The 15,233-nt window shown below is 66.0% G+C and carries 11 protein-coding genes and 1 pseudogene; 9 read left to right on the top strand and 3 right to left on the bottom strand.

Annotation, left to right across the window (positions count from 1 at the left end; all coding sequences use genetic code 11):
* Window positions 1-55: 55 nt before the first annotated feature.
* The 8 genes and pseudogenes from AB7535_RS37295 to AB7535_RS37260 form a co-directional block, all read left to right on the top strand.
* Window positions 56-241: pseudogene (locus AB7535_RS37295) on the top strand (hypothetical protein); the annotation flags it as partial.
* Window positions 242-380: 139 nt separating this feature from the next.
* Entirely contained in the window at window positions 381-1,124 is a 744-nt protein-coding gene (locus tag AB7535_RS37290) for a hypothetical protein (RefSeq protein WP_354113268.1), read from the top strand.
* Window positions 1,125-1,406: 282 nt separating this feature from the next.
* Complete coding sequence (gene gyrB, locus AB7535_RS37285) at window positions 1,407-3,842, top strand: DNA topoisomerase (ATP-hydrolyzing) subunit B (protein WP_354113267.1); 2,436 nt, start codon at window positions 1,407-1,409, stop codon at window positions 3,840-3,842.
* Between the two features lie 142 nt (window positions 3,843-3,984).
* A complete protein-coding gene (locus tag AB7535_RS37280) occupies window positions 3,985-4,452 on the top strand; it encodes a hypothetical protein (protein ID WP_354113266.1) in 468 nt (155 codons plus the stop codon).
* Between the two features lie 261 nt (window positions 4,453-4,713).
* Window positions 4,714-6,009, top strand: a complete 1,296-nt coding sequence (murA, locus tag AB7535_RS37275) for a UDP-N-acetylglucosamine 1-carboxyvinyltransferase (RefSeq protein WP_014491005.1) — start codon at window positions 4,714-4,716, stop codon at window positions 6,007-6,009.
* A 228-nt stretch (window positions 6,010-6,237) separates the two neighbouring features.
* On the top strand, window positions 6,238-7,632 hold the full coding sequence (locus AB7535_RS37270; protein ID WP_063980107.1) for an MATE family efflux transporter: 1,395 nt from the start codon (window positions 6,238-6,240) through the stop codon (window positions 7,630-7,632).
* A gap of 22 nt (window positions 7,633-7,654) precedes the next feature.
* Window positions 7,655-8,305, top strand: a complete 651-nt coding sequence (locus tag AB7535_RS37265) for a 2-hydroxychromene-2-carboxylate isomerase (RefSeq protein ID WP_063980108.1) — start codon at window positions 7,655-7,657, stop codon at window positions 8,303-8,305.
* A gap of 143 nt (window positions 8,306-8,448) precedes the next feature.
* Window positions 8,449-9,762 (top strand): SMI1/KNR4 family protein, encoded by a 1,314-nt coding sequence (locus AB7535_RS37260; protein WP_283017884.1) that lies wholly within the window; start codon window positions 8,449-8,451, stop codon window positions 9,760-9,762.
* 4 nt (window positions 9,763-9,766) lie between these two features.
* Here AB7535_RS37260 and AB7535_RS37255 read toward each other — a convergent pair whose 3' ends face one another.
* Complete coding sequence (locus tag AB7535_RS37255; protein ID WP_063980110.1) at window positions 9,767-10,882, bottom strand: FUSC family protein; 1,116 nt, start codon at window positions 10,880-10,882, stop codon at window positions 9,767-9,769.
* A 124-nt stretch (window positions 10,883-11,006) separates the two neighbouring features.
* Here AB7535_RS37255 and AB7535_RS37250 point away from each other — a divergent pair, with 124 nt between their 5' ends.
* Window positions 11,007-12,374 (top strand): MmgE/PrpD family protein, encoded by a 1,368-nt coding sequence (locus AB7535_RS37250; RefSeq protein WP_354113264.1) that lies wholly within the window; start codon window positions 11,007-11,009, stop codon window positions 12,372-12,374.
* Between the two features lie 189 nt (window positions 12,375-12,563).
* Here the strand turns inward: AB7535_RS37250 and AB7535_RS37245 are convergent, their stop codons facing one another.
* Together AB7535_RS37245 and AB7535_RS37240 are read right to left on the bottom strand one after the other, a co-directional pair.
* Window positions 12,564-13,991 (bottom strand): serine hydrolase domain-containing protein, encoded by a 1,428-nt coding sequence (locus AB7535_RS37245; protein WP_439037539.1) that lies wholly within the window; start codon window positions 13,989-13,991, stop codon window positions 12,564-12,566.
* A gap of 137 nt (window positions 13,992-14,128) precedes the next feature.
* The gene (locus AB7535_RS37240; protein ID WP_354113343.1) at window positions 14,129-15,184 is read right to left on the bottom strand and encodes an AraC family transcriptional regulator; all 1,056 of its coding nucleotides are present in this window, start codon (window positions 15,182-15,184) and stop codon (window positions 14,129-14,131) included.
* Window positions 15,185-15,233 lie beyond the last annotated feature (49 nt).

Below are 15,233 nucleotides of genomic sequence, written 5' to 3'. Positions count from 1 at the left end.
GCGTATAGAAGGGAGTGCCGGCAGTGGATTCTTCATTTGGCGCGCTGGATGCGTTGCCGGCGCCGGCGGCCCGCAATCGCCGAAAGGCCCGATGCTGGATCTACCGCCCGGCAAGTATCAGTACGCGCTGCGCCTGCCCGGGCAGCCCGCTCGCAACGAAACCCTGACCGTTGCCGCCGGCGACGCCTGGGGCCTCCTGGTGGGGCCAAGCGACGACGTGCTGCCGCTTCAGATGTATTGATCCCGCCGCCTGTGCCTGTAACGGCCAGGTTGAACCTGTCCAGTTGGTGGGGCGACTAGTCGTCCGGAGGCGGCGGCGACTGTGTCGCAGCCGCTGCATCGCGCGAAGACTACAACGCGCGACATCCCTGGAGAGTGGCATGACGACGGTGAGGCGCAGAACGAAGGTCCCGGCACGATGGCGGCTGTTCGCGTGCGGCCTCGCTCTTCTCGCGGGCGGCCTGGTCGCCGCAGGCGCCGGCGGATGGCTGCCGCACCCGTCACCGCAAACTTCGGCCGCACTCACACCGGCGGATCCAGACGCCGAGATGCCGGTGCCGAAGCAACACAACTTCTCCAGCTCCAACACCACCCATATGACCGGCATCGAAATCCCGCTGCGGGTCGGACTCGAAGCCCATGTGCAGGCCCAGCTCAGCGATGTGCTCGCCTTCTACCGCAGGGAGCTCGCAAAGCGTGGCTGGGAGGAAAGGCCTGAAAGCACTGTGGTTGCCGCCGATCATGTGCAGCTCGCCTTCGCCTCACCCAAGGGGCCGGCCACCCTGAAGCTTGGCCGCGCGCAGGACGAGACCATTGTCAGCCTGGTGCAGCGGAATACGGAGGCCGCGGCGAAGGCCAATTTCCTGCCGATAGCAGGACAAGCGCGGCTGATATTCGGCTATCTCGCGCCAGACACGGCTTCGCTCACGATCAACGATCAGACCATCAAGATCGCGGGCGGCGTCAATCACCCACAAACGCTGGATCTGCCGCCCGGCAAATATTCCTACAAGCTGGTCGTGTCGGGCTATGCGGTGCGCACCGATACCATCACCGTGGCCTCAGGCGAGGCCTGGTCCCTCAGCTTGGGCGACGACGACAAGAGGCCGGATCAGATCTACTGAACCCGGTGGCCTGTTCCGGGGCGCCACGGCGCCTGGGAACGCGCTTCTCCGCCCCGCAAAATCCACGCCTTCAAGAGCTAAAAACAGGGCCTCGAATCGCCCTTTTCGCAAGCCCCAGAATCGGCCTCCGGGAGCCTTGAAAACCGGCAAAAAATCCCTATTTCGTCAAAGGGTTGCCGGAAGATACTTTGCGCTAGGCGCAAGCGGTCTTTCATGGCACAAATAGCCTGCAAATCAGCGCCTTTTGCGCGGCTGATTCGGGCGACATCTCGAAGGCCTCTCATGACAGAACCTGCTCGGCAGACGCCTGCCGAAAACGAGCCCTCAAATCCAAGCGATTACGGGGCGGAATCGATCCGCGTGCTCAAGGGTCTCGACGCCGTCCGCAAGCGCCCGGGCATGTATATCGGCGACACCGACGACGGCTCCGGCCTGCATCACATGGTCTACGAGGTCGTCGACAACGCGATCGACGAGGCGCTCGCGGGCCACGCCACGCGCGTCGACGTCGTGCTCAATGCCGACAATTCCGTCACGGTGCGCGACGACGGCCGCGGCATTCCCGTCGACATCCACAAGGGCGAAGGCATCTCCGCGGCCGAGGTCATCATGACCCAGCTCCATGCCGGCGGAAAGTTCGACCAGAATTCCTACAAGGTCTCCGGCGGCCTGCACGGCGTCGGCGTCTCCGTCGTCAACGCGCTGTCCAGCAAGCTCGGCTTGCGCATCTGGCGCGACAACAAGGAGCACTACATCGAGTTCGCCCATGGCGATGCGGTCGCACCGCTGGTGGTGGTCGGCGACGCGCCGGGCAAGCGCGGCACCGAGGTGACGTTCCAGGCCTCGACGGAAACCTTCAAGAACATCGAATATGATTTTGCGACGCTGGAGCACCGGCTGCGCGAGCTCGCCTTCCTCAATTCCGGCGTCAACATCGCCCTCTCCGACATGCGCCATGCGGTCGAGAAGCGCGAGGAGATGCACTATTCCGGCGGTGTCGAGGAGTTCGTCAAATATCTCGACCGCAACAAGAAGGCGATCGTGCCGGCGCCGATCATGGTGCGCGCGGAAGCCAACGGCATCGGCGTCGAGGCCGCACTGTGGTGGAACGACAGCTACCACGAGAACGTGCTGTGCTTCACCAACAACATCCCGCAGCGTGACGGCGGCACCCATCTGGCCGGTTTCCGCGGCGCGCTGACGCGCCAGGTCAACGGCTATGCCGAGGCCAACGCCAAAAAGGAAAAGATCGCGCTGACCGGCGACGATTGCCGTGAAGGCCTCACCGCCGTTCTCTCGGTGAAGGTGCCCGATCCGAAATTCTCGTCGCAGACCAAGGACAAGCTGGTGTCCTCGGAAGTGCGTCCCGTGGTCGAGAACGTCCTCAACGAGGCGCTCCAGGCCTGGTTCGAGGAGCATCCCTCGGAAGCCAAGATGATCGTCGGCAAGGTGATCCAGGCCGCCGCCGCGCGTGAAGCCGCGCGAAAAGCGCGCGAGCTGACGCGCAAGAGCCCGCTCTCGGTCTCCTCGCTGCCCGGCAAGCTCGCCGACTGCCAGGAAAAGGATCCGGCGAAATCCGAACTCTTCATCGTCGAGGGTGACTCGGCAGGCGGCAGCGCCAAGCAGGGCCGCAACCGCGAATTCCAGGCGGTGCTGCCGCTGCGCGGCAAGATCCTCAACGTCGAGCGCGTCCGCCCCGACAAGATGCTGGGCAGCGAGCAGATCGGCACGCTGATCACCGCGCTCGGCACCGGCATCAGCGACGAGTTCTCGATCGAGAAGCTGCGCTATCACAAGATCATCGTGATGACGGACGCCGACGTCGACGGCGCCCACATCCGCACGCTGCTGCTGACCTTCTTCTACCGGCAGATGCGCGACATCATCGACGGCGGTTACCTCTACATCGCCCAGCCACCGCTCTATAAGGTCAGCCGCGGCAAGTCCGAGCAATATCTGAAGGACGAGCGGGCGCTCGAGGATTATCTGATCGACACAGGCCTCGACGACTGCGTCTTCATTCCCGGCGTCGGCGGTGATCGCACTGGCCGCGATTTGCGCTCGCTGGTCGACGACGCCCGCACCGTCCGCAGCGTCCTGCGCAATCTGCACAGCCGCTACAATCGCAAGGTGATCGAGCAGGCCGCCATCACCGGCGTGCTCAACAAGGCGATCTACGGCGATCCCGAGAAAGCCGCCGCAGCGGCACAATACATCGCGGGACGGCTGGACAACCAGGCCGAGGAGGTCGAGCGCGGCTGGGTCGGCCAGTACGTGGAAGGTCAGGGTTTCCAATTCGAGCGCACCGTGCGCGGCGTCAAGGAAGCCGCCGTCATCGACGCCGCCTTCCTGGGCTCGGTCGAAGCCCGCAAGCTCGACGAATACACCGTGAAGCTCCAGGACGTTTATGCCCGCCCTGGCAAGCTGCGGCGCAAGGACACCGAGCACATGGTCTACGGCCCGGTCGACCTGTTCGAAGCGGTCACCGACGCCGGCCGCAAGGGCATCACGCTGCAGCGCTACAAAGGTCTGGGCGAGATGAACCCGGAGCAGCTCTGGGAAACGACGCTGGACATCGATGCGCGCTCGCTGCTGCAGGTGAAGGTCAAGGAGGTCGACGAGGCCGACGACATCTTCACCAAGCTGATGGGCGACGTGGTCGAGCCGCGCCGCGACTTCATCCAGGAACACTCGCTGAGCGCGACGATCGATATCTGAGGCGCGTGGCTTCGGCCGCGCAGGCGGGACAAGCCCGGGCATGACGGCTAGGCCGATCCCAGCATCGCTGAACCTCACCTCCCACCATCGCGACGAAGTGGCATGAACCCGTAAGGCCAATTCCGGCCGGGATGCGCCACGCATGACCAGCTCTGCGACCACCAGTTCCGCCCTCCCCTCCCGCCGTCTCGGCATCATCGGCAGCATTGTCGGCGTGCTGGCGCTGATGGCGGCGGTGTTGCCGCACTGGATCGTGCCGATGATCTTCCCGCCGCCCCCGGCGGACCAGGTCATCGTCGACACCGGCCATCGCATCAAGGACCGCGTGATCGCGCGCGTGAAGGGCGTGGAGTATCAGGCGCCCAAGGTCGAGAAATCGGCTGGGCGGAGCTGGAGCGAAACCGCTTCGGCCACCGCGATCTCGCTCGGTCTGCTCGCCATCCTGCTCTCGGTCCTCGCGCTGATCTTTCGGGAGGAGCGGCTTCTTGCTGCCGTGGCCGCGACGCTCGGCACCGGCGCCATCGCGATCGAGATTTCCTTCGTCATGATCGGCGCGCTGATCCTGATCGCGATCCTGTATGTGGTGGGGAATATCATCGGGCTGCTTTGATCGGTGGCCTGCCGCGCCACAAGCTCCGGACCTCATCCTGAGGAGCCCGCGAAGCGGGCGTCTCGAAGGATGGCCGCGGGCGAGATATCCGGGCCTTCATGGTTCGAGACGCGCGTTCCGCGCTCCTCACCATGAGGGATTGGCAGCCTCTCCGAGGCTAACGGATCGGCAACGGCCGGTGGCCGCCGCAATTGCTCCCGCGGTCAATTCTCTGTAGTTTCCGCCCGAAACAGCCCCACCCAACAGGACAGCGAGAACCCCGTGGCGCCCATCCAGTACATTGTCGAGGGCGGTCACCGGCTCTCGGGCTCGATCGAGCCGTCCGGCAACAAGAATTCGGCGCTGCCGATCATCGCCGCCGCCCTGCTCACCGAGCATCCGGTGACGCTGGAGAACGTGCCGCGGATCCGCGACACCGAGACGCTGGTCGAGCTGATCCGCTCGGTCGGCGCGGCGGCGGAATGGACCGCCCGCAATACGCTTCATATCCACGCCAAGAGCATCCGCGCCGCCGACCTCGACCCCGAGCTCTGCGTCCGTATCCGCGCCTCGATCCTGCTCGCGGGCCCCCTGCTCGCCCGCTGCGGCGAAGTGATGCTGCCGCCGCCCGGCGGCGACGTCATCGGCCGCCGCCGCCTGGACACCCATGTGCTCGCGCTCGAACAGCTGGGCGCCAAGGTCACCGCCACCGACCGGCTCGAATTCCGCGCGGCAAAGCTCGCCGGTGCCGACGTGTTTCTGGACGAACCGAGCGTCACCGCAACCGAGAACGCGCTGGTCGCGGCGGTCGCCGCCGACGGCGTCACCCATTTGCGCAACGCGGCCTCCGAGCCGCATGTGCAGGACCTCGCCAATTTCCTGGTCGCGCTCGGCGCGCGAATCGAGGGCATCGGCACCAACACCATGATCGTGCATGGACCGGCGACGCTGGGCGCCACGACCTACCGGATCCAGCCCGACCATATCGAAGTCGGCTCGCTGATCGGGCTTGCGGCCGTCACGCGCTCCCCGCTTCGCATCGTGCGCGCCGGCGTCGAGCATCTGCGCTCGATCCGCATGGGGTTCGAGCGGCTCGGCATCGTCTGCCGCATCGAGGGTGATGATCTCATCGTGCCCTCGAACCAGACGCTGAAGATCCAGGACGATTTCGGCGGCCACGTGCCGAAGCTGGAAGATCAGCCCTGGCCGGCCTTCCCGGCCGATCTGATGTCGATCGCGATCGTCACTGCCACGCAATGCGACGGCGTGATCCTGATGTTCGAGAAGATGTTCGAATCGCGAATGTTCTTCGTCGACAAGCTGATCGCCATGGGCGCGCGAATTGTTCTCTGTGATCCGCATCGCGCCATCATCGCCGGCCCCAGCCGCCTGCGTGGCGCATCGATGATCTCGCCCGACATCCGCGCCGGCATGGCGATGCTGCTCGCCGCGGTCTGCGCCGAGGGCACCTCCACGATCAACAACGCCGACCAGATCGAGCGCGGCTACGAGCGCATCGACGAACGCCTGAACGCGCTCGGCGCCAAGATCAGGCGCGTGCCTGAAAGGAAGGGCTGAGAAGTTCTCTCCGCGCCACAGTATCGTAGGGTGGGCAAAGCGTAGCGTGCCCACCGCTTCTGTTGCCGCGTTGGACTGATGGTGGGCACGGCGCAAGCGCGCCTTTGCCCACCCTACGGTTCCTGAGAGCCGCGCCCTTGGCTCCCGGGTCCCGGCTCGCGCTTCGCGCGTCCGGGACACGAGAGCTGGGCCATGTTTTCGACGTGCGGCTGTGCTATTGCAACCGCCATGCTCGACACCGTCCAGCCTCGTCCGCAGCCGCAAGCCGGCGTGCCGCAAAACCATCTCGCCGAAGAGTTCGTCGAGACGCTGCGGCTGGCCGTGCCGATGATGCTGACGCAGCTCGGGCAGATCGCGATGATCACGACCGATCTCGCGCTGATCGGGCGGCTCGGCGAGGATGCGGTCGCGGCCGCCGCGCTGGCGCACACCGTCTATTTCGTCAGTTTCACCTTCGGGCTCGGATTGATGGCCGCGGTGTCGCCGCTGGCCGCGCAGGCGTTCGGCGCCGGCGACGTCAAGCGCATCCGCCGCTCCCTGCGCGCCGGCCTGTGGATCGCACTCCTGATCTCGCTGCCGATGATGGCCTCGCCGCTCTATGGCGAGCGCATCCTGCTGGCGCTCGGACAGGCGCCGCAATCGGCCGCGCTCGCGCAGCGCTATCTGAACGGGCTGGCCTGGGGCATCGCGCCGGCGCTCGGCTTCATCGCGTTGCGCAGCATGATGAGCGCGGTGAACCGGCCGCAGCCGCCGCTGTGGATCACCGTTGCAGCGATCCCCGCCAACGCGGCGCTGGTCTATTGCCTGATCCACGGCCTGTTCGGCCTGCCGGAGCTCGGCCTGTTCGGCGCGGGGCTTGCGACCACGCTCGTCAATCTCGGCACCTTCCTCGCCGTGCTCGCCATCGCCGCATGGCGAAAGCCATTCGCGGACTACCGCCCGCTCGCCCATCTGTGGCGGATCGACTGGCCCCTGATGCGCCAGCTCATCGCGGTCGGTGCGCCGATCTCGTTTTCCCTGCTGCTGGAATATGGTCTGTTCTCGTCCGCCGCGCTGCTGATGGGATTGATCTCGACCACGGCGCTTGCCGCGCACCAGATCGCGCTCCAGGTCACCGCCGTGCTGTTCATGGTCCCGCTTGGCATCGGCATGGCGGCGACGGTCCGCGTCGGCCATGCTTTCGGCCGCGACGACCCGGCCGCGGTGAGGCGAGCGGGCCTCGTCGCGGCGGTGCTTGGCGTAGCGCTGGTCTCGGCCCTGACCGTTGCCATCATCCTCGGCCGCTACGCGCTCGGACGGCTGTTCTTCGGGAGCAGCGAGGCCAGCGCGGCCACCGTCGAGCTGACGGCGACCCTGCTGCTGGTCGGAGCGACCTTCTTCATCGCCGACGGCCTCCAGACCATCATGGCCGGCGCGCTGCGCGGCATCAACGATACCAGGATGACGTTGCTGTTCGCGGCGATCGGCTATTGGTGCGTCGCCTTTCCCATCGCCTGGGTGCTGGCCTTCAATGCCGGGCTCGGCGCGGTCGGCGTCTGGATCGGGTTCTCGACCGGCACGTTCGTCTATGCCGGCCTCCTGATCTTGCGCTTCCGCATGCTGACGCGCAGACTGGCGGGATGATCGGGATCATGGAGCCGGTGCAATGACCCTGTCCGTCGATCTCTTCTACTCCTACCGCAGTCCCTTCAGCTATCTGGCGCTGCCGAAGACGCTCAAGCTCGTCGAAGAGTACGATCTCGCGGTGAATTTGCGGCCGGTCTATCCGCTCGCCGTCCGCGTGCCCGGCTTCTTCAAGAAGGCCAGTCCGAACTTCATTCGCTATGTGGTGCTCGACAGCACGCGCGTGGCGCAGCACGAGGGCATCCCGTTCCGCTTTCCGAGGCCCGATCCGATCGTGCAGGACAAGACGACGTTCGATGTTGCGGCCGAGCAGCCCTACATCCACCGCCTGACCCGGCTGGGTGCGATGGCGCAGCTCGAAGGCCGCTCGCTCGCATTCACCGATGCGATCGCGCGCGTGCTGTGGGACGGCTCGGTGGCGGGCTGGAACGAAGGCGATCACCTCGCGCGCGCCACTGAAGCGGCCGGCTTCGATCTCGCCGCGATGGATGAAGCGATCAGTGCCGACCCCGATCGCTACGAGCGGGTGATCGCCGAGAACGAAAAGGACCATGCCGCCTCCGGCCATTGGGGCGTGCCGACCTTCGTGTTCGAGAACGAGCCGTTCTTCGGCCAGGACCGCATCGACCTGCTGCTCTGGCGCATGGTGGCTAAGGGCCTGAAAAAGCGCTGACCGTTGTTTAGGACGCGTTTTCTTCACGCGAACCGCTATCCGCTTCGCTCGAAAACGCTCTTGCCGGCCGGCATGAACCGGTTTCCCTGAAACTGCGACTGAGACGTGGCGCCCCGATCCCGGCGGCGCGTTCGGAGGGTCGCATGTATCTGGCAAAGTTCTTCCACCGCGCACCCGGCGATGACGATCGCGAGCTGATGCTGGTCCCGGGCAGCGATCCCATGGTGATCGGCATTCATATGAACTGGAAGGGCGAGCCCGACGCGAACGAATTCCTGCGCGAGGAATTTCCTGATATCGCCGGCGCCGCAGCGGCTTTCCGCCGCCATGTCGCCAAGCTGGTCGCGGCCGGCTATGTCGAGACGGATCATACCAACTACACGCTGCGCGACCTCGGTCCCAATCCGCGAGCCAAGCCGGACTGGCAGAAGGGGCTCGATGAGCTGATGATCCTGGCGCTCAGCGCGCCGATGGCCGAGCAGGCCGCGCAGCTCGACGCGCTCAAGGGCACTCCGGCCGAACATGAGCCGTTGTATCTCTGGCTCGCCGCTCATCACGGCAAGGCCGCAGGCGAAGATTTTACGCAGACCCTGCGCTTTGCCGAACAGGCGCGTGACGCGCTCCGCGCACGGCGGGCTGCGGGACAGTCGCATTACGCCTGGTCCATGTACGAAGGCGACCTTGAAGGTCGCATCCTCGAATTGCTCAGCGACGTCTATCTTCTCGCGGAAAATCCGGTCGCGGCGCTCGCGACGATCGAGCATCTCTGCAAGATCGCTCCGAACCATGATCGCATTCTCCAGCGTGCCGAGATTCTTTGCGGCTTCTTTCCGGAGCGACGGGAGGAAGCCTTTGACGATGCCTATCAATGGTCACGGTTCGGCGGCTACGATGTCATCACGCTGTTTCCCGGCTACGCCGAATATGAAGCCCGGCGCAAGGCAGGCACGACCGCAAAGGGCTGGCGCTGGAAGCCCGGCACGCCGGCCAGCGAAGCGGATGTCAGCGCGGCAGAGCAGGCCATCGATGTCAAACTGCCCGACGATTATCGCAATTTCCTGCTGAGCCGCGGCGAGACCGAGCTGCTGGTACGGCTGCCTGAATCGTCCTCCGAGCTACGCTTCTACGCACCGGACGAGCTGGCCACGCAGCTGCGCAACGTCCTCGACTTCATTGCTCATTCCGAGGACGAGCTCGAAGAGGCCTGCGCCTATTTCCGCAAGGAGTATGGCGTGTCGCTGAAACACCTGGTGCCCATCGCCGAGCCATCACAGCTCAGTCGCTGCCTGCTGCTCCATGTCGAGCCGGGCGAGCGACATGGCCAGTGCTTTCAGTGGGACCATGACGGCGCATGGGAGTTGGAGCAGAAGCAGCCCGGCTTCGATGTCGCGCTGAAGGCGCTGACCGACGGCATCGAGCAGCGCGACGCGGCAGCGCTCGCTTTCTTCGACCTCTAAAGAATCACTCCGCCACGCGCGCGGACTTGTCGGTCGAAGCCTCTGACCATTCGCCGACGACGCGATCGAGATCGCAGAGATTCTGGTGCATCTGCTCCAGCGAGAAGCCGATGGCAAAGAAGCGCTCGGCGGTGTCGCCGGGCTGGCCGCGGATCAGGCCGTCATGACGGACGGCGGCGACGGCCTCGGCATAATGCTGGAGCGCGACGTGGACCGGATGGATCGCCGGCGCGCCGGCGCCCTCGCGCAGCGCCGCGGCGGCGGAGCGAAGGAATCGCGCGATCACGGTCGAGACTTCCGTCAGCGGGGCTGCAAGCCGCATCTGCACCTCGGCCGGCAGCGGCACCACCGTGGCACGGCCGATCATCACGACGTCATGGCGCAGCCGCAGCACGGTGCGCAGCAGCGGGCCGGTGTCGGGGCCGCTCGACAGTCGCACGGAGCGTTCACGCTCGGCTTCGGCGCCGATCGCGTTCATGCCCACCATTGCCGTGCCGATGCCGTCCTGGATCCGGTGCAGCGCGTCGTTGTCGCGGCCGCGCGTGAGCCCCGCGAGCAGTTCGGTGAAGGCATCCGCGATCAGTTCGAGCAGCGTGGCCGCGCTGGCGCGGATCTGCCGCACGGCGCGGGACGGCAGCACTAGGAATGAGACCAGCAGGCCAGTGATGGCGCCCACCCCGACCTCGCTGACGCGGTCGATCGCCGACGCCAGGGGATCTGAATGATGCATGGTCGGAACCAGCAGCACGATGATCGCGGTCACCGTGGCGGCGTTGAGGCTTGGGTTGATCGCGGCCACGAAGGCGAGCGGCGCGACCGCCAGCACCAGCAGCCCCAACAGGCCCGCCTCGGTGGAATAAGGGATCAGGATCGCGATGGCGCCGCCATAGATGGCGCCGCCGATCGTGCCGAGCACGTAGTCGCGCGTCGCCTTCAGCGAGCGGCCGACGCTCATCTGGGTCACGATCAGCGAGGTCAGCACGGCCCAGAGCGGCAATAGCAGATGCAGCGCGGTGGCGATCGCATAGGCCGCCACTGCGGCCACCGTGACCCGGATCGCCAGCCCCAACTGCGTGCGTCGTGATCGGATCCGGTCGAACATTTGTCTTGCGAATGCCATCGTCGAATGTCCCGGTCCGATCCTCTTGGAGCCTGCCAAAAGCATGGCTGATGCCCGCGGCCCCAAGGCCGCTTGAAAGGCCAAATCAGCCCGCCTAACTTGCGCGCCAAAACGAGGAAACACGATGGCTCACGAAACCGCAACGCTCGCCGCTTATGTCGTCAATCTGAAATACCAGGATATTCCGGCGGAAGTGCTGAATCGCGCCAAGGTGCTGACGCTGGACTTCCTCGGCAGCGCCATCCGGGCCCGCAGCGAGGCGGAATCCACCCCCTCGATCCTGAAGATGCTGGAAGCGCTCGCGCTCGACACCAAGGGCGAGTCCACCGTGTTCGGCGACAGCAAGACCTGGACGCCGGCGGTCGCGGCACTGCTCAACGGCGCGCTCGGCCATTCCCTCGATTTCGACGATACGCACGCGGATTCCTCGCTGCATCCGAGCGCGCCGGTGGTTCCGGCCGCCTTCGCCGTCGGCGAGATGGTCGGCGCGTCGGGCCGCGACGTGCTGACCGCGATCGTCGCGGGCTATGAGGTCTGCTGCCGGCTCGGCAACGCGCTCGACCCGACCTCGCATTACGCGCGCGGCTTCCACCCGACCGCGACCGCCGGCACCTATGGCGCGGCGGCCGCCGCGGGCAAACTGTTCGGCCTGTCCGAGCAACAGATCATCGCCGCCTTCGGCGTCTCCGGCAGCCAGGCCGCGGGCTCGCTGCAATTCCTGGTCAACGGCGCCTGGAACAAGCGCTACCAGGTCGGCGCCGCCGCGATGAATGGCGTGATCGCCGCGACGCTGGCGCGCAACGATTTCGTCGGCGCGACGGAATCGGTCGAGGGCAAGCACGGCCTGCTCGCCGGCTACACCGACGATGCGCATCCCGACAAGGCGGTGGCCGAGCTCGGCAAGACCTATGAGACGATGAAGATCGGCGTAAAACCGTATCCGAGCTGCCGCTACACCCACGCCGCGATCGACGCGCTGATCGCGATGCGGCGCGAGCACAATCTGACGCCGGACCAGGTCAAGCGCGTCGAGATCGGTTTGCATCGGAACGGCATCACCTTGACCGGCGATGCCGCGACCAAGCGGCATCCCACCTCGATCGTCGGCGGCCAGTTCTCGATGTTCTTCACCGGCGCGCTCGCGCTCGACCAGGGCTCGTTCGGCTGGGATGATTACAACCGCCTTGGCGACGCCGCCATCGATGCGCTCGCCGACAAGTTCGACGTGGTGCAGGACGATCGGCTCGAGGTCGGCCGCACCCATCCGTTCGGCGCGCGCGTCAGCATCACGACGGATGATGGCGTGCATGAGCGGCTCTATGCTGATCCCTCGGGCGAGCCGAATTCGTTCCCCGATGCGCAGGCGATGCAGCAGAAGTTTCTGACGCTGGCGCGCCCGGTGCTGAACGCGCGCGCGGAGAAGTTTGCCGACGCGATCATGACGCTGGAGCGGTTCGACCGCGTGGCGAAGGCCACGGAGCTGGGGAGGTAGGAGATTCCCTCCGCGCAGACGGTGCACCCTCGCCCCTTGTGGGAGAGGGTGGATGCGCGAAGCGCAGCCGGGTGAGGGGTTCTCTCCGCGCGCGACTCTCTAGCGGTCTAATTCGCGGATAGAGACCCCTCATCCGGCGCTTCGCGCCACCTTCTCCCACAAGGGGAGAAGGGAAGAGAAGCTCTCACCTCAATCCACCCCCGCCATTTTCCCCTTCTCGCGCGTGGCCGCCACCACATCCCGCACCAGATCGAACACGCCGTCCGCTTCCGGCGGCCAGTTCGGCGAGCGGCCCAGCCGCACGATCACAAGCCGTTCCGAGGGAATGATGATCATGTACTGTCCGATCGTACCCTTGGCAAAGAACGCATCGCGCGGCCAGCCGTGGTCGACACGAAACTTGGCGCCGAAACTGTCGCCCCGGTTGGTCCAGAAGCCGGCGCCGATGCCGACCCAGGCATTCGGCGTGGCTGACGCTGTGTAATTCACCCAGCCCTCGGGGAGGATGCGCCTGCCGCCGGCGACGCCGTCATTGAGATAGAGCTGACCGAAGCGCGCCCAGTCGCGCGCGGAGGCCAGCATCTCGCTCGATCCCTCGATCGTACCGGCACCGTCGAGCTGGAGCGTGACCTGGCGCATGCCGAGCGGCGCGAACAACTCACGGCGCGCGAAGCGCAGCGCGTCGGCGGGGTTGCCGCCGGCGACATTGCGGATCAGGTGCGCGAGCATGATGGTGTTGCCGTCGTGATAATTCCACACCGTGCCCGGCGCGGTCGCAAGCGGCATGCTCGCGGCATAGGCGGCCATGTCGTCCTCGATGAATTTCATGCGATTGACCGGCTCGAAGGCGGAGCCGAGCGAAGCCTGCAGCGAGCTGCCGAGCGCGAGGCCCGCGGTGTGCCGCAGCAACTGGTCGACGGTGATGGCGTGGCGGGGATCGTCCGGGTTTTTCCACGCGGCGACCGGCGCGGGGCTGTCGAGCTTGAGCTTGCCCTGGCGCACGAGAATGCCTGTTAGCGCCGAGATCACCGACTTCGTCATGGAGAAGCCGAGCAGCGGCGTCTCCGGCCCGACACCATCCGCATAACGCTCGGCGATGACACGGCCCGACTTCATGACGACGATGGCGCGAGTGCGGCGGGTGGGCGGTTGCGCGGGTTCGGTGAAGGCACGATCGAGTGCGGCCGATAGCCCCTCGCTTTGCGGCGGCACGATCAGAGGTCCCGCGATCTCGGGGAGCAATGTGGGCTGCTTGTCGTCGGCCGGAGGCGCGACGTCGGCGATATCAGCGCCGTGCTCGAGCGTACAGCCCAGCCCCTCGCGATAGACGGCATGGCTACGGCCGAGGCCGAACAGCGTCACGGTGACGTCCTTGCGCACCCGGTCGATCCGGTAGTCCATCGCCCAGGTGATCAGGCCCGAGCCCGGCATCGCGTCGGTGGTCTCGGTGAGGGTGCGCTGCGGATCGAGGCCGGAGACAAATGTCTCGGCGCAGAGGATGTCGGCGAGGAAGCCGGTGGCGACTTGCGGCGCGTTGCGCGCGCGAGCCGCGCCGAATGCGAGGCAAATACAGGCGACGGCGGTGGTCAGGAGGATGATCTTGCGGCGGCGGGTCACGGGCTTTCTCCGGCTTCGGGAACGTGCCGGGCAGCAAGCCGGAGCGGTCGGAGGAGCGCTCGCCGGATTTGGAAAATAGCCTGACTGAAACTGAACCGGGCTGGTCGATTCTGAAATTAGTCAAATATTCCAGAGGATTAGGCGACCCTCAGCCGCCGATATTCCGTCGGCGTCACGCCCGTCACCGCCTTGAAGGCGCGGTTGAAGGGACCGAGCGACTGGAAGCCGGCGTCCATCGCGATGGTGATGACGGGGACTTCGGCCTGCGCGGGATCGGCGAGCGCGGCCTTGGCTTCCTCGATCCGGTGGTTGTTCAGGAACACATTGAAGTTGCGGTAGCCGAGCCGCTGGTTGATCAGCCGGCGCAGCCTGTATTCGGGAATTTTCAGCCGGCCCGCCAGCACGCCGATGGTGATGTTCTCCTGGCGATAGATCCGCTCGTCCGCCATCAGGCGCATCAAGGCGTCGGTGAGTTTTTGGTCGGCGGCGTCCTCGGCCACAGGCTGGCTCGGCGCGATCGCCGGTGCGGGCTCAGCCGCGACCGGAAACAGGTCCGCGCCATCGACACGCATCATCGCGTAGGCGATGGCCGCGACGACGCAAGCCAGCACGCCGGCATTGATCGTGTTGGCGACACCGCCGACGTCGCTGCCGGCAACAAAAATCTGGAGCAGCGCGTTCAGCCCGCCATAGAGTGCGGCCGCGCAGACGATGAAGACGCGAACGCGGCGGCGGCGCTCGACCAGATCGGCCGTCCACGAGGCGATCGTCTGCCCCACCGCGAGCGCGATGAAGCCGAGCACGATCAGGTTCACCGCGGTGACGGAGAACCGCACATGGCCGCCCGGCGCGATCCAGACGCACCCGGCGAAGCTGAACGCGGTCACCAGCGCCCAGATCAATCCATGCCACGAGCGCAAGCGAAAATCGTCGTCGAACAGCGCGCGCGTGAACAGCCAGAACACCACGATATTGCCGGTCGACAGTGCGATCAGCGGCGCATGCCAGGCCGGCACCAGCGACGTCACGCCGACCGAATAGCTCACCGCATGCGCGGCCGAGCCGAGCGCGAAGGCCGCGCCGAGCCGAGCCGCCAGCACGTTGCGGAAGTCCGAGAACAACGATGCCGCCAACACCAACAGCAGCGCTACGGCGCCGGCGCGAAAGGCAAGTTCGAGATTGGCAAGCAGCATCCGGTCGACCCGATCGCGCACGCACGCGCGTGACGCGAACCTAGTTCAG

This window comes from Bradyrhizobium sp. 956_D2_N1_4 (assembly GCF_052076025.1).
Taxonomy (GTDB): Bacteria; Pseudomonadota; Alphaproteobacteria; order Rhizobiales; family Xanthobacteraceae; genus Bradyrhizobium; species Bradyrhizobium barranii.
The sequence above is the reverse complement of the archived record's forward strand: the minus strand, read 5'-3'. Positions and strand labels throughout refer to the sequence as shown.

What these genes read in the sequence shown, in the direction of transcription:
- AB7535_RS37290 (WP_354113268.1), top strand. Translation starts at nt 381, where the DNA reads ATGACGACGGTGAGGCGCAGAACGAAGGTCCCGGCACGATGGCGGCTG.
- gyrB (WP_354113267.1), top strand. Translation starts at nt 1,407, where the DNA reads ATGACAGAACCTGCTCGGCAGACGCCTGCCGAAAACGAGCCCTCAAAT.
- AB7535_RS37280 (WP_354113266.1), top strand. Translation starts at nt 3,985, where the DNA reads ATGACCAGCTCTGCGACCACCAGTTCCGCCCTCCCCTCCCGCCGTCTC.
- AB7535_RS37270 (WP_063980107.1), top strand. Translation starts at nt 6,238, where the DNA reads ATGCTCGACACCGTCCAGCCTCGTCCGCAGCCGCAAGCCGGCGTGCCG.
- AB7535_RS37265 (WP_063980108.1), top strand. Translation starts at nt 7,655, where the DNA reads ATGACCCTGTCCGTCGATCTCTTCTACTCCTACCGCAGTCCCTTCAGC.
- AB7535_RS37260 (WP_283017884.1), top strand. Translation starts at nt 8,449, where the DNA reads ATGTATCTGGCAAAGTTCTTCCACCGCGCACCCGGCGATGACGATCGC.
- AB7535_RS37255 (WP_063980110.1), bottom strand. Translation starts at nt 10,882, where the DNA reads ATGGCATTCGCAAGACAAATGTTCGACCGGATCCGATCACGACGCACG.
- AB7535_RS37250 (WP_354113264.1), top strand. Translation starts at nt 11,007, where the DNA reads ATGGCTCACGAAACCGCAACGCTCGCCGCTTATGTCGTCAATCTGAAA.
- AB7535_RS37240 (WP_354113343.1), bottom strand. Translation starts at nt 15,184, where the DNA reads ATGCTGCTTGCCAATCTCGAACTTGCCTTTCGCGCCGGCGCCGTAGCG.